This is a genomic window from Vibrio crassostreae 9ZC13 (genome assembly GCF_000272045.2).
In the GTDB taxonomy this organism is placed as follows: Bacteria; Pseudomonadota; Gammaproteobacteria; order Enterobacterales; family Vibrionaceae; genus Vibrio; species Vibrio crassostreae_C.
Genome location: NZ_AJYZ02000041.1, coordinates 960243 through 982542 on the forward strand (window position 1 = coordinate 960243; position 22300 = coordinate 982542).

Sequence of the window (22300 nt, forward strand, 5' to 3'; positions counted from 1 at the left end):
GTACTTCTCATATTCACAAACCTTAGAAACTCACTTTTTTGCATGTGTTAAAATAATACAAATATTAAGTGTTTCTATATGTTAATAATGATGATTTTAACCATCGTGGCTTAAACATAGGGAGCATGTTGAGAGGCATAAATATAAACCATAGCCAGATGTTTAATAAAAGTTACAAAATGGCTAAATGTAAATTCTATTTATCGGTTGGCTTATTTAAGTCGAAGAGAAAATATTTAGTACTAATTCGTGTTCAAAAGTGGTTTCTGTACTGAGTGTGTACTCGGTATCTGTTAACAATAAAGGATGAGTCATGTTTAAGAAAAACATATTAGCAGTGGCGCTATTAGCGACTGTACCAATGGTTACTTTCGCAAATAACGGTGTTTCTTACCCCGTACCTGCCGATAAATTCGATATGCATAATTGGAAAATAACCATACCTTCAGATATTAATGAAGATGGTCGTGTTGATGAAATAGAAGGGGTAGCCATGATGAGCTACTCACATAGTGATTTCTTCCATCTTGATAAAGACGGCAACCTTGTATTTGAAGTGCAGAACCAAGCGATTACGACGAAAAACTCGAAGAATGCGCGTTCTGAATTACGACAAATGCCAAGAGGCGCAGATTTCTCTATCGATACGGCTGATAAAGGAAACCAGTGGGCACTGTCGAGTCACCCAGCGGCTAGTGAATACAGTGCTGTTGGCGGAACATTAGAAGCGACATTAAAAGTTAATCACGTCTCAGTTAACGCTAAGTTCCCAGAAAAGTACCCAGCTCACTCGGTGGTTGTTGGTCAGATTCACGCTAAAAAACATAATGAGCTAATCAAAGCTGGAACCGGTTATGGGCATGGTAATGAACCACTAAAGATCTTCTATAAGAAGTTTCCTGACCAAGAAATGGGTTCAGTATTCTGGAACTATGAACGTAACCTAGAGAAAAAAGATCCTAACCGTGCCGATATCGCTTATCCAGTGTGGGGTAACACGTGGGAAAACCCTGCAGAGCCGGGTGAAGCGGGTATTGCTCTTGGTGAAGAGTTTAGTTACAAAGTGGAAGTGAAAGGCACCATGATGTACCTAACGTTTGAAACCGAGCGTCACGATACCGTTAAGTATGAAATCGACCTGAGTAAGGGCATCGATGAACTTGATTCACCAACGGGTTATGCTGAAGATGATTTTTACTACAAAGCGGGCGCATATGGCCAATGTAGCGTGAGCGATTCTCACCCTGTATGGGGACCTGGTTGTGGCGGTACTGGCGATTTCGCTATCGATAAAAAGAATGGCGATTACAACAGTGTGACTTTCTCAGCGCTTAAGTTGAACGGTAAATAGCACATAGCATAACCAATAGGCTAGCTAGACGCAGTCCTTAAGGAATATTTTCGAAGACCACTTAACCGAATGTTGAGTGGTCTTTTTGTTTTATATGAGTTTTAAGATGACCTTGGTATTAATGTGACCTTGGTATCAATGAGGGTGTGCTGAAGCCTACCAATGAATGGTACAGCTAAAACAATACAACCTTGTCAAAAGACAAGGTTGTATTCAGAACGCGTGGGAAGATTTTAGGACGGCAACTCGATACGGAGTTTAGTCATACATCAACTCTTTAGCTTTGTCGGCATCAAACTCTTTAAGAGACTTTCGAGCCAAATGACGGAATGGGAAAGCTTTAACGACTTCTTCGAATGGTTGGATAGCGAAAGCCCAAAAGATAGAACCGTCTAATCCAAAGATGATCAATGCACACAATGGAATTGAAATTACCCATTGACCAGTAAAGTTGATTTTGAAGACTGCGGTCGTTTTTCCTAGTGCTCTTAATACATTCCCATGAACCGTGTTGTAGCCACGGACAATCGGCAAGAAGATGTAGAGTGGGGCGATAACGGCCAATGCTTGATAGGTAGATTCATCCAAGTTCGGGTAAATGTCACCAATAACCAGACTTAATCCTGCGAACAAGATTGCACACACAAAAGAAATGACGACCGCAATATCAATACTGGTATCGACGTTTTTGACTAGGTCATCCATCTTTTTAGAGCCAATCGCTTGGCTGATAGTAATTGCGGAAGAGTGAGCCCAAGCAGTAATAAATTGAGAGACAGCCCTGATCCAAGGCATCACCAAAGTAATCGCAACATACGCGTTGATGTTAAGTTGCGAATACAGTAACTGATAAATCGTTGCGCCAATCAATAGCATGGTTACATTTGCTGCGACAGGGAATATCTCGATAAAGTGACGACGAACGTTTGTCATGAACTCAGATCGCTGGGCGTCTAATTTGAGTGAAATTGCTGAGCTCAAATACACGCAAAGAACCAGATACACAAGGCGAAGGGTGATAGCAATAACACTGCCTAGCGCGGCGCCTTGAACACCAATCCCTTCAAAATTAGAAAAACCATGAATCAGCACATATGAGAGTACAGCATTGATAGGCAGTTCAATTAAGTAACCTTTGAATGGGACTTTAGTTCTGCCTAGCGCATTAAATAAAGCAATGATCACCTGCGTTAACGCGGTAAAAATAACGATGTATTTCGAGATGTCTAGATAGCGGCTGATTTCTAAGTGAAGGGAAGCGTCATCTGTTAAAGCTTGAATCAAGGGTTGTTCGAAAAAAGTAAGTAGAAGCCAAAATAGTGTTGCTACGCCAAGGTTGATAAATAACCCTGCCCAAAATGCTTTAGATAATGATGCGGCGATGCCAGAGCCCACTGCGCGGCTTAATACTAACTGAGTACCGTTTGCCAGCGCCATTTGAATTCCCAGTACAAAGGCAACGATAGTCGTCGCAATCCCCATTGCAGCTAAAGGGATTTCACCAAGAGGAGAGACAAGCAGTGTGTCGATCATCAACATCGACTGCATCAAGATACCGTTTAAGGCGAGGGGCCAGGCGAGAGAGAAATTTTTCCTTACGTACGATTGTGAAGACACAAACAACACCTTATGTGTATAACCGTAAGCTTTCTCTGAGGTGGCGGAGTAGAGCGTTTAAAGAAGAAAACACTACGGTAGTTGATGGTTAAAAAATGGGTGCTAAAACAAGACTGACTTGTGTCTTTGAAAAACAAGTCAGTTTGGTTAATCTCGGTTATGCGATGGCTAATTCAACCCTAGAGAGCTTTTGGTTCTCATCGTCTAGCAGGACTTGAGAAGCAATTCGAGCTTGCTTGGCATCGCCAGACATTATTGCGTCGTAAATCGCTTTGTGTTCTTCTAAACAGAAGCGACCGCCTTCAGCGGAGTGGTCGATAAACTGCTTGAAGATAGTCGACAGAATGTTCGCGAATGGAATGTAAAATTGATTACCTGTCGATAAGAAAATCGTTTGGTGAAACAGGTGATCGTTGGTCGTCCACTCTTCATAATCGAAGCTATTTGCTGCGATGGTCATTTTCTGGAAAAGAATCGAAAGCTCTTTGCGTTGCTCTACAGTTGCATTGGTTGCAGCGAGCGCACACGCTTCCGGGTCAATCGCTTTTCTTAAGCCTAAAAATTGAGACAAGAAGGGTTTAGTATCTTCTAAATCTTGGATCCAGTACAGCAATTGCGGGTCCAAGAAGTGCCACTGTGTTCTCGGTTTGATACGAGTGCCCACTTTTGGCTTCGACTCGATTAAACCTTTTGCCGAAAGTAGCTTAGTTGATTCTCGAAGGGCAGTTCTGCTCACTCCAAAGATTTCGCACAGCTCCATTTCGCTGGGTAACTTTTGATTTTCTTCTAACTCGCCTGACAAGATCTTGCGAGCAATTTGTCTCGCCACTTGAACATGAATTCGGCGGCTTGAATCTTCCACCAATGTAAATATTGACATTTAAACCACCTGAAATTGAAACTTTGAAAACACCAAAAACCAGACGAATCTGGCGTTTAGTGTCAGTGTATACGTCGAATTTAGTGTGAGGTTTTCCCTCATCTACTCGGGTCTTTTGACCTTATATAGTGTGGCGAACTTAAATCGCTGAGATAGCTTATATAAATCAGCTAACTAAGGCGTTATTTGTCCGCCATTAACATCTAGGATTTGACCTGTGATGTAACCGCTGCAAGCGTGCGATGCAAAGAAAGCAAATGAAGGAGCAACTTCATCAATATTGCCAAAGCGTCCCATTGGAATGTTGTTAGCAATGGTCGCTTTCAAATCGTCGCTTTTACCATCGTGAAATGCGGTATCGATAGTGCCTGGTGAAACAATGTTGAAACGGATATTGTCTTGTGCGAACTCTTTCACCCAATTACGGTGAATGTCGTGTAACCAAGCTTTAGATGCGGCATAGATGCCAGCACCAACACCACCGCCTTCGCGAGCGGCAATAGATCCTGTGCTAATCACACAAGATGTTTGCCCGGACTCAGCAGCAGAGGCGCGTAAGTGCGGGATAGAGAACTTAGTTGTCATCAGTGCAGAGCGAACATTAAGGTTCATTACGCGCTCATAAAACTCATCATCGATATTTTCTAGATTGGCGCGACCACCAAGGCCACCGGCGTTGTTAATCAACACGTCCATGCCACCAAAATGATCAGTAAACTCTTTGACTAACCTTTCGCACTCTAATGTGTCCATTAGGTTTGCAGGGAAAAAGGCAACATCGCCACCCAGTGCGGTAAGTTCAGATAGAACGTCATCGACTTTTGGGCTAGAAGCACGACTATTGATGCCGATTTTTGCGCCGTATTTTGCAAAGACACGTGCGGTAGCTAAACCCATACCAGCAGTAGAGCCCGTAATTAGAATGCGTTTGCCTTTTAAATCGTTAAACATAAGAGCGGCCTATATTGTAGATTATTTACACCAATAAATCATACAATAACACTTGCCATATTCAAGGGTGTTCATCTAAAAACGGGTTATTACCGACATAAATAGTGAGAGTAAGGGTGGTTTTGTGAGTTCACGCATACATTGAAATTGTAAATGAGAACTATTTGTATGAATTAATGGGTTGAATTGGTTTTATAAACCTAAAGATGAGCAGGTTTGTGAAATATTGCTCCAGCCTTTATTGGTAGTGACCTCACGTTATTCTGATGCTGTGTTGGTGAAGATATAAATCAGTGCTATAGTCCGGGTTAAATAATACATATCTAATAAGTAAGTAGACACATGGCTGGCTCTTTCAATTCGATTTCAGGCTCTAAGCGAAGCCTTCATGTGCAAGTTGCACGTGAAATCGCACGTGGTATTTTGTCGGGCAATTTGCCTCAAGGCTCTATCATTCCTGGTGAAATGGCTCTGTGTGAGCAATTTGGAATTAGTAGGACTGCATTAAGAGAAGCGGTTAAGCTTCTTACTTCAAAAGGCCTACTAGAATCTCGACCAAAGATCGGTACTCGCGTTGTTGACCGTGCGTTCTGGAACTTTTTAGACCCGCAATTGATCGAATGGATGGATGGTTTGGCAGATACAGACCAATTCTGTCATCAGTTTTTGGGCTTACGTCGCGCGATTGAACCAGAAGCATGTGCATTGGCTGCTCAGTTCGCGAGCGCTGAACAACGCATTGAACTGTCGGGCATTTTCCAACAGATGGTAGAAATATCAGGTGCTGAAGAGTTTAACCAAGACAGTTGGCTAGATATTGATATGAAATTCCATAGCCTCATCTTCAATGCAACAGGTAATGACTTTTACCTTCCATTTGGCAATATCTTAACGACAATGTTTGTTAACTTTATTTCTCATTCTTCAGAAGAGGGAAGTACGTGTATTAATGAACACCGTCAAATTTATGAAGCAATCATGGCGGGTAACAGTGATAAAGCACGCCAAGCTTCTGCAAGTCATCTATTAGATACTAACCACAGATTGCCAGTAGCAAGCTAGCTTAGTGTTTTGGGTGAGGTTTCAACTCTAAGGTCTTAGCCGTTTCTATCGAGCGTTGCTCTGGATACCTAGTGGAGTCAACCTAAAATTGCTGTTACTACAGACAGTTATCTATTGAAAGCACGTTTAATACGTGCTTTTTTTACATCCAAAATTGATGAAAACTTGACCGATGTCCAATATTTAGTCTTATGTGCGTTGTTTTGCTAAAACCGCTAGTAACCAGCATTGTTAGTTATATAATAATACTAATCAAATTAATGCGAGTGTGATTATATGCCTCAGTCTCTATTGCCAAATATTCTTCAGTTCATCGGTCAGATAGACCCTTTCGATAAGATCCCTAAAGAAGCGCTTCGTGACCTCGCTTTTAATGTTCAGATTACCTATCTAGCCAAAGGGGATGTCGTCGATCTATGCGAGTCAGGAAAAGAAAAGTCGCTCTATATCATTCGAACAGGATCTATGGAGCAAAGAAAATCGGACGGTGTGCTTCGTGCCCGTCTAGGCAGTGAAGATTTGTTTGGCTTTACGTTCTTAGATTCTGAAGTCAACGACGAAAAAGGCTATAGAGCTGTCGCAATCGAAAACACCTTACTTTATGTGATTCCACACTCGGCACTTCAAACGCTTTTCAAAGCCTTTCCAAGTTGCGCAGAACACTTTGCTTCACAGGCGCAGGTTCGCTTGAAGTCGGCACTGGATGTGGTCTGGTCGAATAAAGAGAAAGGCCTGTTCATTCGTAAAGTTGAGGAAGTGGCAAGCGGGCAGGTGGCAATTGTTAAGTCTGAGCAAACCATCCAGTCGGTTGCGGTTGAAATGCTTCATCAACGCTCACCGTGTGCCGTGATCTATGAAGGTGAAACCATTGTTGGTTTGATCACCGACCGAGACATGACTAAGCGAGTGATTGCCCACGGCGTGAGTACTGATAGCCTGATCTCAGAGGTAATGACGCACTCTCCACTTACTGTAAAACCGGATGATCTGGTGCTGCATGCGGCCTCTATCATGATGCAATTTAATATCCGTAACTTGCCCGTTGTGAAAGAGAATAAGGTCGTTGGTCTTCTTACTACGTCTCATTTGGTTCAAAACCACCGTGTTCAAGCGATATTCTTGATCGAGAAAATCAAATACGCGGGCAGCGTGAAAACCATGTCTTCGTTCACCTCAGAGCGACAAGCTATTTTTGAAGCGCTGGTGGAAGGTAAAGTGGCGCCTGAAACCGTCGGCAAGGTAATGACCATGATTATGGACGCCTACACCCGTCGATTGATTCAAATAGCGATTGATAAGTTAGGCCCACCACCGTGTGATTTCTCTTGGATCGTAGCCGGATCGCACGCACGTAATGAAGTGCACATGTTGTCGGACCAAGACAGCGCGATTGTTCTTGCTGACGATGCAACTGACAGTGACCGTATTTATTTCAAGCATTTAGCGATGATGGTAACAAATGGATTGGCAAGTTGTGACTATCCGTTATGCCCAGGAAAATTCATGGCTGCGACGCCAAAGTGGTGTCAGCCACTGGGTGTTTGGAAGCACTACTACAAGAAGTGGGTAGCAAACCCTGAATATGAGCGTCTACTCAATATCAGTGTTTTCCTTGAAATTCGCACTATTTACGGCAACAGTGAATTTGAGGGCATTCTTCGTGATGAGTTGCACTCCAATATTCGCAATAATCGAGAATTTTTGAGCACGTTGGTGAAAGATGCGGTGAACACTAATCCACCATTGGGCATTTTTAACAGCTTGGTGTTAGAGAAGTCGGGAGAGAACAAGAAAACGCTCAATGTGAAGAAATACGCGATTAACCTGATTATCGATCTCGCACGTATATACGGGCTAGCCGTTGAATGTGATTTGTCTGCAACCGACGAGCGTTTTGCAGCTGCGAACGAGAAAGGTATGCTCAGTGATGACGCGTTCAAGAACATTCTGGGTGCGTATCAGTTCATTTTATCTTTCCGATTTGGTCATCAACTTGAAGCTTTGAAGAATGGGGAGGTACCAGACAACAACATCAACCCTGATAGCTTTGGTAGCTTTGAACGTAAGCACTTGAAAGATGCCTTTAGGATCATAGCTGATCTCCAAGAGGCGGCGAAGATTCGTTTTGGAGCGCGCTAATGAGAGCATTGTTAAATTATTTTCATCCGCTTGAGCGAGTCAAGCGCAAGCGAAAGCAATACCTAAATACGGTTAAACTGCCTGAAGCATTACACGATCTTGTTGAACAGCCGTGTCCAGAGATGGCGGATTTGGCTAAAGATAGTGAGTATATTGTGTTAGATCTTGAAACGACGGGCTTAGACAGTGAACAAGATCTGATTTTATCGATGGGGTGGGTTGATGTGGTTAAGGGGCGAATTGATTTGGCATCTGCCAAACACATCTATCTTAACAACGACTCTCAGATCAACGCAGAAACCGCGGTTATTAATCACATTACGCCGCAAATGTTGGAAGAGGGCGCGTCAATTCATGATGCCATGCTGACCTTTTTTGAAGCCGCAAAAGGTAAAATCATTGTTGCGCACGCTTGTGTTGTAGAAGAGAAGTTCATTAGTCAATATCTACTTCGATGTTACGGATTGAGAACGGTGCCTTTGCTTTGGTTAGATACATTGTGTATTGAAAAATCTATGGAGAAAGCGATCAGTAATCATGAAGAGGTAGATTTAACTTTGGCAGGCACACGTGAAAGGTATGGTCTTCCTGAGTATAACAGCCACAATGCGTTAGCTGATGCAGTTTCGACAGCGGAATTGTTTTTGGCTCAGCAGAAGCGAGTTGTGCCTAACGATAATGTGACCGTTGCCTTTCTCTATCGGATTAGTCACTAGGAAAAAGAGCTGCAAGTGCGCGGCTCTTATTTTACTGATTTTAAAGGAAAAAAAGCCAGCGATTAAGCTGGCTTTTGTTTAGGTCTTAGAAAATTAGGACAGTAATTATCTTAGATTATTCATGTAGCTATCGATTAGAAGCTGTAAGTTAGACCAACACGGCTACGCAGTTCACGAGTCGCTTTAGTTGATGAAGTGCTCACATCACCAAACTCTACATATGGTGCCCATTGACCCATAATATGGCGAATGCTTGCGTTCAACTCGTAGTTGGTATCGTCGTTGTCGTAGATGTCATAGCCATCAGCTTTGTAGTAGTTACCTTCTAGGCCAAAGCGCCAGTTGTCCATTGAGTAGTTAACGTTTGCCGTTAGACGGTGACGGCGTTGGTTTTCAATATTTTTCTCAACACCGACAATGTCACCATTATCGTCGACCTGGTACTCAGTTGTGCTAGTGTTCTGTCTCATATCGTAACGGTAACGAGCACTTAGGCTTAGGCCATCAACGCTATCCACTTTGTATGTTGCACGAACTTGAGGCTTGTATGTAACGCCAGATTCACGACCTTCAATTGGCATACCGTAAGTCATTGTCCAGTTATCGTTTAGTACATGACGGTAGTTTAGACCAAGCTCCCAACCATTGTTCTTCAAATCTTCCATGAATTTACCGTCTTCTCCCTTGAATTTCGCTTCGATATCTACAAGGAAGTTGCCAATGCTATCGCCAAGTTTTACACGAGTAGCGTGTTGTTCTGTATGACTCTTGTATTCGTGTCTCATATCGAAAGACGCAGCAGATACAGAGCCAGCAGCGAGTACAGATGCCACAGCAATCACGATTTTAGTTTTATTCATGGTATTAATTCCATATTTATAGGTTGAGTATTGGCCATAATTACAAGCCCAATAGAGTAGTTCGTGTCTTCAATGCATTTTGTTTTTGAAATTATTTCTTGGTTATTTCAAATTTGTTTTGCATTTAAATAATACAAATATACTAACGATTTGAAGGCGCATGATCTGTGAATTGGATCGTGTTGTGAGGACAAAACCACTATTTACAAAGGGTTACAAAGTTAGTTTGTATTGGTAAGTTTATGATTTTTAGTGTTTTGTTTGGCTGTTGATAATGGTTTTGAAGAGTTTTGTTCATCAATAAATGTGCGCTACAGCAAAAAATTGAACCTTTAGATATCATTTTTATTTGTAATACATTATTATTTACTAACTTTCTGTAGCAACACATAACTTTGCTGTGTTGATTGCATGAACAGACGGTGTGAAGCCGAATAAGTAAGAGTGGTCTTGAAGCTAAATGGATTAAATCCACCGCTTTAAGAACATGAGACATTTACTTGAGGTGATTTAAAGCTCAATCAGAGAAGGTTTGAAATGTAGTAGGCAAGGTAGTGACATAGCCTGCTATATAAGTATGAACTTGATAGGAATGAACTGGGTTCGAATCGTTACCCGTTGTTCTCATCAGCGACAAAGAAGAAATCGTTGAAGTGCTTGCGAAAGCATTTTGATTATTGCTCCCAACTATTCTAATTATAACTTCTGCTTTCATCTAGAAAGGTAGGAGATGGTAGTCGAAGATCTACCCTTGCGCTCATGTTGATACAGGCAACATGAGCGTTTTTTTATTTGAAATTTGAGTAGAGAGTCGTGTGCGGCTCAATAAGCGTGTAAACCGCGGCTTAAGAATAGGCTTTGAGGTTGATGACAACACGCTCAAGTGAGTCTGTTACAGCATCAAAGCCACGAACATTCACGCTTAATCACATGAATGTTCGTTTCCCTTCTCTTCTCTTCTCTTGTCTCTTAGTTGCAGACGTGTAGCTGCAAACTTTAACAGCAGGCGTTTAGTTATATCAAAGAGCTCCGTGAGAGCTGTTCTTGAGGCTTAGCTTTCTGTAGGCATCCACACCTGTTTAGAGGTGACTTTGTGATCTTTAAAGGTCAGTTCTTCAACTTTGTCACCGTTAGTATTCCAGCGAGTAAGTTTTCCGTTCGCGACTTCACCTTCATCAAACTTCGCTTGGCTGGCCTTATTACCGTTCGGGTAGTAGTCCGTTACCAATCCATCTTTTTGTCCGTCGCTGTATTCAGCTGTCAAGCTTTGTTCCCCATTGGGATACCAGCGAGAGGCGGTGCCTGATAGTTCATTGTCTTTATAATTGAGTTCTGCTTTTTTCTGTCCGTTTGGATACCAGGTTTCAGCTTTGCCTTGCAGTTCACCTTTTACGTAATTCACTTTAGAAGCGACTTGGCCATTCGGATACCAGTTAGTTTCTAGCCCAAGTTCTAAGCCATCGGCAAACTGAGCTTGGGTCGCGACTTGGCCGTTATCGAACTTCTCTTCAAATTGACCAGAGAAAGGTTTTGAATGGTTTACTTGGTAAGCCACGCCTTTACGCATCTGTAAGTAGTCAACAGCATCTTCACGCGGTGTTGCTGCATAGCTCATAGAAGATACCGTACTAAGAGCAATTAAGATTGGAACGTATTTCTTCATAATGACACCTTTTTATTGGACGGGGAAAGTGTAACGGGTGTGTTAAAAGCATTTCACTTCCGTGTATCCCTGTCAGTATCTAATAGTGGTTTTCAAGTTTTCATTATTGGCTGCCTAATATAGGGAACTTTTAAAAGCAAATTATCGATCTTATTTGTACTACAAATATATTGGTTTAATTCATTTTTATAAATTATATCTAACGATATTTTTGCTGCTCTTCTTTAAGCTTTGATCGTCAAGAATAATAGTTTTTAACGATGAATCTTCGATTTTTAGAGACTTTGTTCATGTTTTTCGGGGTTTTGGTCGAAATTTAGTGCGGATAACTGCACTGACTTGAGGAATTGCGCTCCTAGGTGGTGCAACTTTGAACTCGATCACTTGTATGATTAATTGAGTGTCAGACTGTAAGATCATTGTCACGCATTTGGATTATTGTAGTACAAATATACTTGCCGTTTATTTATAGTGACCTCAACAAAAAAACATAAATAAAAGGTCTAACGATGGAACTCAATACCCTGATAGTTGGCATCTACTTCCTATTCTTAATTGCGATAGGGTGGATGTTTCGAACGTTTACAAGTACGACAAGTGATTACTTCCGTGGGGGGGGTAATATGCTGTGGTGGATGGTAGGTGCAACCGCATTTATGACCCAGTTCAGTGCTTGGACATTTACTGGTGCAGCAGGTAAAGCCTTTACCGATGGCTTTGCCGTAGCGATTATCTTCATCGCGAACGCATTCGGTTACCTAATGAACTACCTTTACTTCGCTCCGAAGTTCCGTCAACTGCGTGTTGTGACGGTAATTGAAGCGATTCGTATGCGTTTTGGTAAGGTGAATGAGCAAGTATTTACTTGGTCTGGTATGCCAAACAGCGTTATCTCTGCAGGTATTTGGTTGAATGGTCTAGCAATCATCGCATCGGGTATCTTCGGCTTTGATATGACAACGACGATTGTCCTAACGGGTCTGGTTGTACTGGTGATGTCAGTGACGGGCGGCTCTTGGGCGGTAATCGCATCTGACTTTATGCAGATGGTTATCATCATGGCGGTAACGGTGACGTGTGCTGTGGTTGCGATTTACCACGGTGGCGGCGTTACGCAGATCGTTAACGACTTCCCAACAGATTCATTCATTACGGGTGATAACCTGAACTACATGAGCATCTTCAGCATCTGGGCTGTGTTCATCTTCTTAAAGCAGTTCAGCATCACCAACAACATGCTTAACTCTTACCGCTACCTTGCTGCGAAAGATTCAAATAACGCACGTAAAGCAGCTCTACTTGCTTGTGTACTAATGACGCTTGGTCCAATCATCTGGTTCATGCCTTCTTGGTTCATGGCAGGTCAAGGTGTTGATTTAGCAGCAGCTTACCCAGAAGCTGGCAGCAAAGCCGCTGACTTCGCTTACCTTTACTTCGTTCAAGAATACATGCCTGCAGGTATGGTTGGCCTTCTAATTGCCGCTATGTTCGCAGCAACAATGTCTTCAATGGACTCAGGTCTAAACCGTAACTCAGGTATCTTCGTTAAGAACTTCTATGAGCCGATTCTTCGTCCTAAAGCGACAGAGAAAGAGCTAATGGTTGTTTCTAAACTAACGTCTACTTTCTTTGGCATCGCGATCATCTTGGTTGCTCTGTTCATCAACTCTCTTAAAGGTCTGAGCCTTTTCGACACCATGATGTACGTGGGCGCATTGATCGGCTTCCCAATGACGATTCCAGCATTCTGTGGCTTCTTCATCCGTAAAACACCGGATTGGGCAGGTTGGGGCACGCTAGTTGTAGGTGGTGTGGTTTCTTACTTCGTTGGTTTCGTTATCACTGCGGACATGATTCAAAACTGGTTCGGTCTAAATGAACTAACTGGCCGTGAGTGGGCTGACCTGAAAGTGGCTATCGGCCTTATCGGTCACATCATATTTACTGCTGGCTTCTTTATTCTTTCAACACTGTTCTACAAGCCTCTTGCTGAGCACCGTGAGAAAGACGTAGACAAGTTCTTCAACAACCTAGCGACGCCACTAGTTGCTGAAAGTAATGAACAGAAGAAACTGGATAACAAGCAACGTCGTATGTTGGGTTCACTTATCGCGGTAGCGGGTGTGGGCGTAATGACTATGTTCGTACTGCCAAACCCAATGTGGGGACGCATGGTATTCGTTCTGTGTGGCTTGATTGTGTTCTCTGTTGGTCTGTTACTTGTTAAAGCAGTCGATGACAAAGTCGAGCAACAAGACGAAGTGACTCCAGCCGAAGGCTAATCTAATTCGCATCCTAAATAACATCACGGCCACCTGAACGGGTGGTCGTCATTTTTATAATCCAAACTTTAATGTGAGATGTACGATGAACAAAAAACTATTATCGGTAAGCATTATTAGCGCGTTCACGCTCGCTTTTGCAACTGGCTGTACAACACAAGAAAAAACAGCGCCCGTAGTCAGTGTCGCTGAACAAGCTGCGCCAGCTATTAGCGAAATCGACCGTAGTTACCTATTGAGCAGTGACCGCTTAACAGAGGTAGATGGCGACACTTTAGCCGTTGCTTCGGAAGAGCAAGTGGCTGCGCTTAAAGCACAATTTGAAAACCTAAAAGATGGCGACGAAGTGGTTATCCCTGCCGGTAAATACGCGAACTTAGGTCAAGTGACGATCACGGCGAATGACATCACTATCAAGGCAGAGCAAGCAGGTTCTGCGTGGATCACGGGGTTGATTCAGTTTGAACTGAAAGGCGATGACATCACGCTTGATGGCTTGGTATTTACTGAAGGCGGCCCTAAAGAACGCTTTGGTGCAGTTCGTATGATGGGTAATGGCAATACGCTTCAAAACTCAACATTCTACTACTTCAACCACGATTACACGTACGAGCCAGACGAGCGTCGTTCTGAGTATCCAAAGTACCTTTGGGTATCTCTATGGGGTAAAGACGGCAAAGTCATCAACAACCGTTTCGAAGGTAAGCAAAAACGCGGCACTTTGATTGGTGTACAAAAAGATGACACAGCTGACAACCACCTGATCGCAAATAACATCTTCATGGATCAAAAGCCTAACCAGTTCAACGAATTCGACATCAAAGAAGCGATTCGTTACAACGGCAACAGCTGGGAAGCGATCCGTATTGGTGATTCTAAATCTTCACAGTGGGATTCAAGTTCTAAGTTCGTGAACAACCTAATGATCGATATGGATGGTGAGCGTGAGCTTATCTCGATTAAGTCGGGCGACAACACGATCTCAGGTAATACTATTTTCCAAAGCACCGCGCTTATTTCACTGCGTCACGGAAAAGGCAACACAGTTGAGAACAACATGATTCTTGGCAATGGAAAGCGCCTAACGGGCGGCGTCCGTATCTACGATGAAGATCATGTGATTCGTAACAACTACATTGCAAACACTCGAGGCCGCGATGGCTTGATTGAAGGCAACGCTGACCTACGTGGCGGCATTGTTATTAACACAGGCATCATCGACGTAGCGAATGGTGAGCAGCTAGATCAATCGGTGAAAGGCAAAGAGCTTAACAAGCAGTGGACACCGAAAAACATCACCATTGAGAACAACTCTCTAGTCGATACTGAGTGGGGCATTGTTTACGGCAACCAAAGCCACCGTGTAAGTTTGTTTGACAACGCAGAAGTGGAAGGCATTTATGCGGGCGTTGATGTGGCGTTTAAACACAACGTGGTTGATAACTCGCAGTCACCTGAGTTTGTAAGTGTACGTGCAACGCAAGACTTCCCATTAGTTGGCGCAACTTACACAGACGAAACTTACGTAGGTCAAGTAACGGATTCTGAACTGATCGAAGGCTACTCGGTTGAGCTACCAAAAGTTGTTGTAGAAAACGGCATGAACGCTTATCAAGGTGAAGGCGCAGACGTGTCTAAACTTGCGGTCGTGACGGCTGAAACAGCGGGTCCAGACTACGTGCTTGAGAATACGACTAAGTAATTTATTAGTTAATGGCTAATGGCTAATGGTTTAAGCTACCAAATCAATTCACGATAGCTGTCCTGACCATAACACTTAAAAAGCCTCAACAGATAATGTCTGTTGAGGCTTTATCGATCTTAGGTCGTGATCATCTCAATCTTACGTCGAGACTACTGTGATTTATACTTATGCAGTAGATCCCAAGGGATATGACATAAGTGGTGATCTTCAGGGAAGTGACTTAAGTGATGCTGGTGGATGTCGTCGCTGGCAACATAATTGGTCAACGGCAACACCTCAACAGCGATACGGTCGGCATCATCTCTTGAAGAAATATAGTGCTTAGCTTCGGTTAAGTGTTCTGCATTAGTGCTGTATACACCTGTGCGGTATTTCTCTCCGACATCGACACCTTGTTTATTCAAGCTGTAAGGGTCGATAATCTCAAACAAGTGTTCCATCAAAATCGTGACTGACGTGATGTTTGGATCAAATTCAATTTGTACGCACTCCGCGTAGCCATTGTAATCGCTTTGTGTGCCGTCGCTTTGTGTCGTTTTGTTCTCTGTTGGCTGGGCGCTTCCATTAGCACGGCCTGCTTCTGTGCTGATAACACCAGGAACGTACTTAATAAATTCTTGTACACCCCACAAGCAGCCGCCAGCTAAATAAATTTGTTCCATACTTCTCTTTGAGCTCTCTGTGTTTGTTGATGTTCGTTAGGTACCCGAATCAATACGATGATACCCGTACGTATAAAAAAGCGTCTATAAAAATGAGCGCGTAAATAAAAACAAGCGTTTAGGCATTGTAAACCTGTGCGACTGAACAAACATAAGTTTAATATGATTTGTGATTATATAAGTCAGTATTGCTTTGTCATCAACTCGAATCTCAACATCAAGTGAGCGTTACTCTAAACATGTTTGATCAAATAAAAGACTTCATTAATCCGAGCAAGAACCCAGACTTGACTCAGGCTCATGAATATCAGCGCAAGCATCTTCCTACATTGTGGCTGTTGGGCAAAACGGGGGCGGGCAAGTCATCGTTTATTCAAGCGGTCACGGGCGACTCTTCTGTAGAAGTGGGCAATGGTTTTGCGCCTTGTACCATGACGGCGATGTCGTATGAGTTTCCGCAAGACAAACCCGTGATGAGGTTTCTTGATACCAGAGGACTCAGCGAAGCGAATTACGATGCGAAAGAGGATTTGGAAGAGATTGGTCAGGCAGGTAATGCGTTAGTCGTTGTAATGAAAGCCGACGAACCTGAACAATCCGCTGTGCTTACGGCTCTAAAACAGATTAAGAAACAGAAGAAGATTAAACACTTGTTGCTGGTTCATACGGCGGTGTTGTCTTCCAGTGAACCAGATCGAGCAAGGCAAATTCAGTTCAACACCAACCAAGTAGAGAAGGCTTGGGGTAAAGAGTTTGAATCGGTAGCGGTCGATTTCGAAACGGATGACAACGCTATGTCTAACAGCGAAGCGGTTTACAACTATGACATCTTGTTAGAAAAGCTGAGCAGTATTCTTCCGGTGATAGGAATGATGGTGCAAGACAAAGAACATTCCACGCAAGAAGAAGCCAACTTTGATCAAGTAGAAAACGAAGTGCTTTGGTATGCAGGAAGTGCCGCAGCGAGTGACCTGATTCCGGGTGTTGGTTTGGTGTCGGTACCTGCGATTCAAGCCAAAATGCTTCACAGCTTGGCCAATCAATATGGGGTCGAATGGAATAAGAGAGTCTTTAGTGAGTTGATAGGCACTCTGGGAAGCAGCTTTGCTTTGCAATACGGAATGAAGCTGGGCACTCGACAGTTGATAAAGCTGATTCCAGTTTATGGTCAAACGGTAGGTGCGGTGGCTGCAGCGGCAATGAGTTTCGGCACCTCTTATGGTTTAGGTCGCGCGGCTTGTTTTTACTTCTATCATAAGAACAAAGGTGAAGAAGTGTCTGAACAAGAGATGCAGAAGATCTACAAAGAATCTCTGAAAAAAGGAAAGGCGGCGTCGGGTTATGAAGAAAATTAGAAACCTATTTCGATTACTGGCGGTGCTATCGAGCGGACGCTGGGGCATTGCCCTGATTTCGGCGATCTTCCCAAGCATTATCATGATGGGTTTTGGTGTCTTCTTGGCGATCAAATACGGTTATCTACTCGAAATGTCGATTGCCATTGCCGTGAGTACCTTGGTGTTCACCATTCCTTTATTCATTTCTAGCCGTTCTTCAAGCCGCTCTTCAAATAAAGAGTCTTTCTCGAATAAAGAGAGTGGCGGCCTTGGCGAGGATACTGCTGAAGCTGAATCACAGCATAAAAAAGCTGATATTAACGATGCATTGGTTAAGGCTTCGGCTGATTGGTCTCAAAAAGAACTGTCGATCTGGAATGATTCAAAACACCATGTACGCCAACAATTAATGGTCGACATAGAGTGGGGCAACCTAGATCAAACCGGTTTAGAGGTACTTGAATTCGTTGCGAAAAAGTTTGATAAAAAATCGCTCGATTTCTCGATTCCTGAAGGACTAAAGCTGTTCGAAGAGGTCAGCCGACGCTACAAACTGGTAGTGCGAGAGCATATACCGGGCATTGAGTATCTCAAGGTTTCTTACATTAAGGCGGGCTACGAAGCCTATGATAAATATGGCGAGCTAGGGCAGAAGATCGTTAAGGCCGCTATTTGGGGGAATCACCTCAAAAACCTCTATTTGAACCCGCTAAAAGTTGTTTCTGATTTAGGGAGAGAGCAAGCGACATCTTCAATGACAAGGGGTGTGGTTGATGACATGCAATACGCCGCCAAACAAGCCTTGTTAGATGAAGTTGCGGCGGTGGCGATTGACCTCTACAGCGGACGTTTCAGCATTGAAGATGAGGCACTTAAAGTGTCTGATGTTTCTGAACTCGACGAACAACGCTTTGCTCCAGAGCTAGAGCCTGTGCGAATCGTGCTGGTGGGACAAACCAGTTCGGGTAAATCTTCACTTATCAATGCACTCAAGCAAGAGTTGGTTGCAGAAGTGGATGTGCTGCCATCAACCGACACTTCAACGGTGTATAACGCGTTTGTCGACGACAATGATGTTCGCGTTGTTGATCTTCAGGGGCTTGATGGCAATCCTAAAACCGAAGCCTTAATGCTGAAAGAGATGACCCAAGCCGATGTGGTGTTATGGGTGCTTAAAGCTAATCAATCTGCGCGTGATTTGGATAAGCAATTGAAAGATAGATTTGATGCTTTCTATGACGATCCTAACAACATCTCACGCAAGAAGCCGATTGTGGTGTCGGTTGTGAATCAGGTAGACAGATTAAAGCCTGTAGACGATTGGCAACCGCCGTATGACTTAGAGAATCCAACATCGACCAAAGCGAAGATCATTGCTCAAGCGCTCGAATACAATCATATATTGCTGCAAACCGATATCGTGTTACCGCTGGCGATTGCGCCAGAAAAGGTACAGTTTGGTTTAGATACTTTAAGGCAGACGTTGATCGAGCGTATCGCTGACGCAAATAACGTTCAGAGAAATCGCCAACGTTTAGAAGCCATGAAAAGAGGGACGTCGGTTAAAGGCCAACTGAATAAAGCGGTCAAGGCGGGTAAGAAGGTTGCCCCCAGTGCATTGAAAGCAGCGACGCCAAAACTGGCTGAAATGGCCATCAAGCAAGTCGTGAAGAAGAAGTAAGTTATTCACTGCGAATACGGTTCTGGTGAGGTTTGAGCCTCATCAGAGCTTATCTTTTCTAGATCTTGGCTTTTTAGCTCAATAGATTTTCAGAAAACAGCCATCTTCGCCCCATATTCGAGAAAGCATTGAGTTTAAAAGAGATTCGATATTATTAAGTAACTCGCTGAACTAGTTTAATAGTATATAAACGGCTGTGATTCACAGTTTATATAACATGCTATCGTATTTAATCATCATTCTAAATGTTGATCACATTTATACTTTTCTAAGCTGTATTTATAAAACAATTACACTATATTTAAATTTCGGATCATCTTGATTTCAACGTAGGGATATATTGTGAACATGTATCTGAAATGGCAATCAACAACATGGCTAACCTTGTTAGCTTGGTATACCTTAGATCACCAGCTCTCGTTCCGCCTTTCTTCAGAGTAGTACCCTCTAGGCGTCACACGCCAGCAAAGCAGCGTGCTTTGTTTACCTATCAGCAGCTTTGATAACCTTTGAACGCATGAATGTCGCACTTATTATTTCGTGCAGAATATTCGTTGTTTTGTCGTTCTCGCTAATTATCCCAGCCTCTGTTTAGGTTCGATTAATAACTCATTATTTAATTTTTTATTTTCATTGTTAATTTCCGTCTATCTTCATGCGGAGCTATTAAATTAATGGTGAGGATTCGTGACATCTACATAAAATAGATTTCGACCTGATCGGAATGTATAGAAAGGTACTATTATGGAAAACTTCAAACATCTACCAGAACCGTTTCGTATTCGTGTTGTAGAGCCAGTAAAAAGAACAACTCGCGCCTATCGTGAACAAGCCATTGTCGACGCGGGCATGAACCCATTTTTGCTCGACAGTGATGATGTGTTTATCGACTTACTGACAGACAGCGGAACAGGATCTATCACTCAGCGTATGCAAGCCGCGATGTTAATGGGTGATGAAGCTTACAGTGGTAGCCGCAGTTACTACGCATTGTCGAATGCGGTTAAGGATATCTTCGGTTACGAGTTGACGATTCCAACACACCAAGGACGCGGTGCAGAGCAGATCTACATTCCGGTTCTTATTAAGAAGCGTGAAATGGAGAAAGGGCTCGAACGCAGCAAAATGGTCGCCTTGTCGAACTACTTCTTCGATACAACACAAGGCCACACCCAAGTGAATTGCTGTGTGGCGAAGAACGTTTATACCAAAGAAGCGTTCGATACCTCAGTGAACGCGGATTTCAAAGGCAACTTCGATGTGGCGAAGCTGGAAGAAGCGATCTTAGAAGCGGGCGCAGCCAATGTTCCCTACATTGTGAGCACCATTACTTGTAACTCTGCTGGTGGACAGCCAGTGTCTATCGCCAATCTAAAAGCCGTGTATGAAATCGCTCAGAAGTACGATATTCCTGTGATCATGGACTCGGCACGCTACGCAGAAAATGCCTACTTCATTCAACAACGTGAAGCGGGTTATCAGGATTGGACAATCGAACAGATCACGCGTGAGTCTTACAAATACGCGGATGGTTTAGCTATGTCTGCCAAGAAAGATGCCATGGTACAAATGGGCGGCTTGTTGTGCTTTAAAGACGACGCTTTCATGGATGTGTACACAGAGTGTCGAACCTTGTGTGTGGTGCAAGAGGGCTTCCCAACCTATGGTGGCTTAGAAGGTGGCGCGATGGAGCGTCTTGCGGTTGGCCTTTATGACGGCATGCGCCAAGATTGGTTAGAGTACCGTATTGGCCAGGTTCAATACCTTGTTGATGGCTTAGAAGCGATGGGCATCGTGTGCCAGCAAGCAGGCGGTCATGCTGCGTTTGTCGATGCGGGTAAATTGCTGCCTCATATCCCGGCTGGTCAGTTTCCCGCACATGCTTTGGCGTGCGAACTCTATAAAGTCGCGGGTATCAGAGCGGTTGAGATTGGCTCATTGCTGCAAGGTCGCGACCCAGCAACCGGTGAACAACACCCATGCCCTGCGGAGTTATTGCGCCTTACTATTCCTCGCGCGACCTACACACAAACACACATGGATTTCATTATCGAAGCATTCGAAAAAGTGAAAGAGAATGCAGGACAAGTGAAAGGGCTCGATTTTACCTACGAGCCGCCGGTGTTAAGACACTTCACTGCGCGCTTGAAAGAGGTTGAAACCGTTGAAAAACAGACAGAAAAAAAGAATGAACAAACGCTCGAAGAAGCATTTTAAAATAAAAACATAAGCGAATAGTCACTAGAACCCTAATCAAAGGCTCCCTCGGGAGCCTTTTCTTTATTGGATGATAGGGGAGTTATGTCGTTAAGCAGCTAAGCAGTTAAGCAGTTAAGCGGTTAACCCGGTAATCATTTAGGCCTTTAGATGCTGAACTACGCTTGTTTGTTTTTTAGGGTGGATTTCAACATTTGGAATAGCCACTGATTCAAAGGCGCGTCTTTCTGTGAACGACGGCTGCTCATCACATAGCTCACATCTATGGTTCATGTTCGATTGTTAAAGTTACTCCAACAAAAACACAGATACCAAACGAACAAAGAATTAGAAATACAACGAGGTGATGTATGAACAAGTTAATCGCACTTGGATTGATGGCTTTGTCTATGAACACGGCTTTCGCGGCTGACGGTACGTATACAGGGACTATCGACATGACAAGAAGCGAAGGTAATCAAGTAAAGGCTGAGCGTGTTGAATCTGACTTAACACTGGAAGGAAGAAATGAAGCGTCTAACGGCGGAATAAAATTCCACAAGAGCGTCGATCAAGACCAAACGATCCAGCTTACAGGTCGTCGTGATTAACGTTAAAGATGTGCTTACCATTGTCATGAGAAATGCTGGGCCCTCGGGTGCAGCATTTTTCGTTATTGGGTTGTGGAGTATTTTATAAACTCTAGCGATCTAGCCTTGGCATGTTGTGTAACGTGTGGCATTTTGTTGTTCTCTAATCTAGAACGCTATTAGGTGTTGGTTAAGCATTACAAACCAGTAAGCGAACGACTCGAAAAGGGATAGGAATGACTCGAAAAGAAACGGGAATGATTCGTCACATTTTACTGATTAAGTTTAAAGAAAACGCTGAGGCTTCAGAGGTTCAAAAACTAAAGATGCTGTTTGAAGCGATGCCAAACAAGGTTGAAGGGGTCACTTCAGTCGAATGGGGATTAAATGACAGCCCTGAAAACAAGAATCAAGGTTATACCCACTCGGTGTTAATGACGTTCGCCGATGAAGAAGGCCGCCAGAATTACCTTCCGCACCCTGAGCATGATGTGCTGAAAGATGTGTTTCGTCCGCTTTTAGAAGACATCATTGTGTTTGATTACTCCCTGTAATTAGGTTCTGAGTAGGTCTCTTGTGTTTGACTTACCTTCGATAATGAAGAGTTA

Annotated in this window: 17 protein-coding genes and 1 pseudogene; 11 read left to right on the plus strand and 7 right to left on the minus strand. The window is 43.4% G+C overall.

The window, feature by feature from the left end:
- Positions 1–313: 313 nt before the first annotated feature.
- Positions 314–1351 carry a polysaccharide lyase family 7 protein gene (locus A136_RS18585; protein WP_017063622.1) on the plus strand — a complete coding sequence of 346 codons (1038 nt, stop codon included), beginning with the start codon at positions 314–316 and terminating at the stop codon, positions 1349–1351.
- Between the two features lie 258 nt (positions 1352–1609).
- Here A136_RS18585 and A136_RS18590 read toward each other — a convergent pair whose 3' ends face one another.
- The 3 genes from A136_RS18590 to A136_RS18600 form a co-directional block, all read right to left on the minus strand.
- Positions 1610–2977, minus strand: coding sequence for an MATE family efflux transporter (locus A136_RS18590; protein WP_081326300.1), 1368 nt, complete (start codon positions 2975–2977; stop codon positions 1610–1612).
- Positions 2978–3125: 148 nt separating this feature from the next.
- Positions 3126–3848, minus strand: coding sequence for a FadR/GntR family transcriptional regulator (locus A136_RS18595; protein ID WP_017063624.1), 723 nt, complete (start codon positions 3846–3848; stop codon positions 3126–3128).
- A gap of 174 nt (positions 3849–4022) precedes the next feature.
- A complete protein-coding gene (locus A136_RS18600) occupies positions 4023–4799 on the minus strand; it encodes an SDR family NAD(P)-dependent oxidoreductase (RefSeq protein WP_017063625.1) in 777 nt (258 codons plus the stop codon).
- Positions 4800–5141: 342 nt separating this feature from the next.
- Between A136_RS18600 and A136_RS18605 the strand changes: the two genes are divergently transcribed.
- The 3 genes from A136_RS18605 (at position 5142) to A136_RS18615 (ending at position 8716) form a co-directional block, all read left to right on the plus strand.
- Positions 5142–5861, plus strand: coding sequence for a FadR/GntR family transcriptional regulator (locus A136_RS18605; protein WP_010438385.1), 720 nt, complete (start codon positions 5142–5144; stop codon positions 5859–5861).
- 276 nt (positions 5862–6137) lie between these two features.
- Entirely contained in the window at positions 6138–8000 is a 1863-nt protein-coding gene (locus tag A136_RS18610; RefSeq protein WP_017063626.1) for a DUF294 nucleotidyltransferase-like domain-containing protein, read from the plus strand.
- Positions 8000–8716 carry a 3'-5' exonuclease gene (locus A136_RS18615; RefSeq protein WP_017063627.1) on the plus strand — a complete coding sequence of 239 codons (717 nt, stop codon included), beginning with the start codon at positions 8000–8002 and terminating at the stop codon, positions 8714–8716. The genes A136_RS18610 and A136_RS18615 overlap by 1 nt, the downstream gene beginning before the upstream one ends.
- 134 nt (positions 8717–8850) lie before the next feature.
- Here A136_RS18615 and A136_RS18620 read toward each other — a convergent pair whose 3' ends face one another.
- A complete protein-coding gene (locus tag A136_RS18620; protein ID WP_017063628.1) occupies positions 8851–9576 on the minus strand; it encodes an oligogalacturonate-specific porin KdgM family protein in 726 nt (241 codons plus the stop codon).
- A gap of 1051 nt (positions 9577–10627) precedes the next feature.
- Complete coding sequence (locus A136_RS18625; RefSeq protein WP_017063629.1) at positions 10628–11239, minus strand: toxin-antitoxin system YwqK family antitoxin; 612 nt, start codon at positions 11237–11239, stop codon at positions 10628–10630.
- 509 nt (positions 11240–11748) lie between these two features.
- On the opposite strand from A136_RS18625, the gene A136_RS18630 reads away from it, so the two are divergent.
- Together A136_RS18630 and A136_RS18635 are read left to right on the plus strand one after the other, a co-directional pair.
- A complete protein-coding gene (locus A136_RS18630) occupies positions 11749–13521 on the plus strand; it encodes a sodium:solute symporter family transporter (protein ID WP_017063630.1) in 1773 nt (590 codons plus the stop codon).
- Positions 13522–13606: 85 nt separating this feature from the next.
- Positions 13607–15223, plus strand: a complete 1617-nt coding sequence (locus A136_RS18635; protein WP_017063631.1) for a polysaccharide lyase 6 family protein — start codon at positions 13607–13609, stop codon at positions 15221–15223.
- Positions 15224–15375: 152 nt separating this feature from the next.
- Here A136_RS18635 and A136_RS18640 read toward each other — a convergent pair whose 3' ends face one another.
- Positions 15376–15888 carry a peptide-methionine (S)-S-oxide reductase gene (locus A136_RS18640; protein WP_017063632.1) on the minus strand — a complete coding sequence of 171 codons (513 nt, stop codon included), beginning with the start codon at positions 15886–15888 and terminating at the stop codon, positions 15376–15378.
- Between the two features lie 239 nt (positions 15889–16127).
- Between A136_RS18640 and A136_RS18645 the strand changes: the two genes are divergently transcribed.
- The 3 genes from A136_RS18645 (at position 16128) to tnaA (ending at position 21123) form a co-directional block, all read left to right on the plus strand.
- Positions 16128–17243 carry a YcjF family protein gene (locus A136_RS18645; protein WP_017063633.1) on the plus strand — a complete coding sequence of 372 codons (1116 nt, stop codon included), beginning with the start codon at positions 16128–16130 and terminating at the stop codon, positions 17241–17243.
- Positions 17230–18906, plus strand: a complete 1677-nt coding sequence (locus A136_RS18650; RefSeq protein WP_017063634.1) for a GTPase family protein — start codon at positions 17230–17232, stop codon at positions 18904–18906. Before A136_RS18645 ends, A136_RS18650 begins: the two co-directional genes overlap by 14 nt.
- Before the next feature lie 744 nt (positions 18907–19650).
- Positions 19651–21123, plus strand: a complete 1473-nt coding sequence (gene tnaA, locus A136_RS18655) for a tryptophanase (protein ID WP_017063635.1) — start codon at positions 19651–19653, stop codon at positions 21121–21123.
- Between the two features lie 158 nt (positions 21124–21281).
- Here the strand turns inward: tnaA and A136_RS22670 are convergent.
- Positions 21282–21392, minus strand: a pseudogene (locus tag A136_RS22670) (LysR family transcriptional regulator); the annotation flags it as partial.
- An 81-nt stretch (positions 21393–21473) separates the two neighbouring features.
- Between A136_RS22670 and A136_RS18660 the strand changes: the two are divergent.
- On the plus strand, positions 21474–21713 hold the full coding sequence (locus tag A136_RS18660; RefSeq protein ID WP_017063636.1) for a hypothetical protein: 240 nt from the start codon (positions 21474–21476) through the stop codon (positions 21711–21713).
- A 215-nt stretch (positions 21714–21928) separates the two neighbouring features.
- On the plus strand, positions 21929–22246 hold the full coding sequence (locus tag A136_RS18665; protein WP_029235151.1) for a Dabb family protein: 318 nt from the start codon (positions 21929–21931) through the stop codon (positions 22244–22246).
- Positions 22247–22300: the final 54 nt, after the last annotated feature.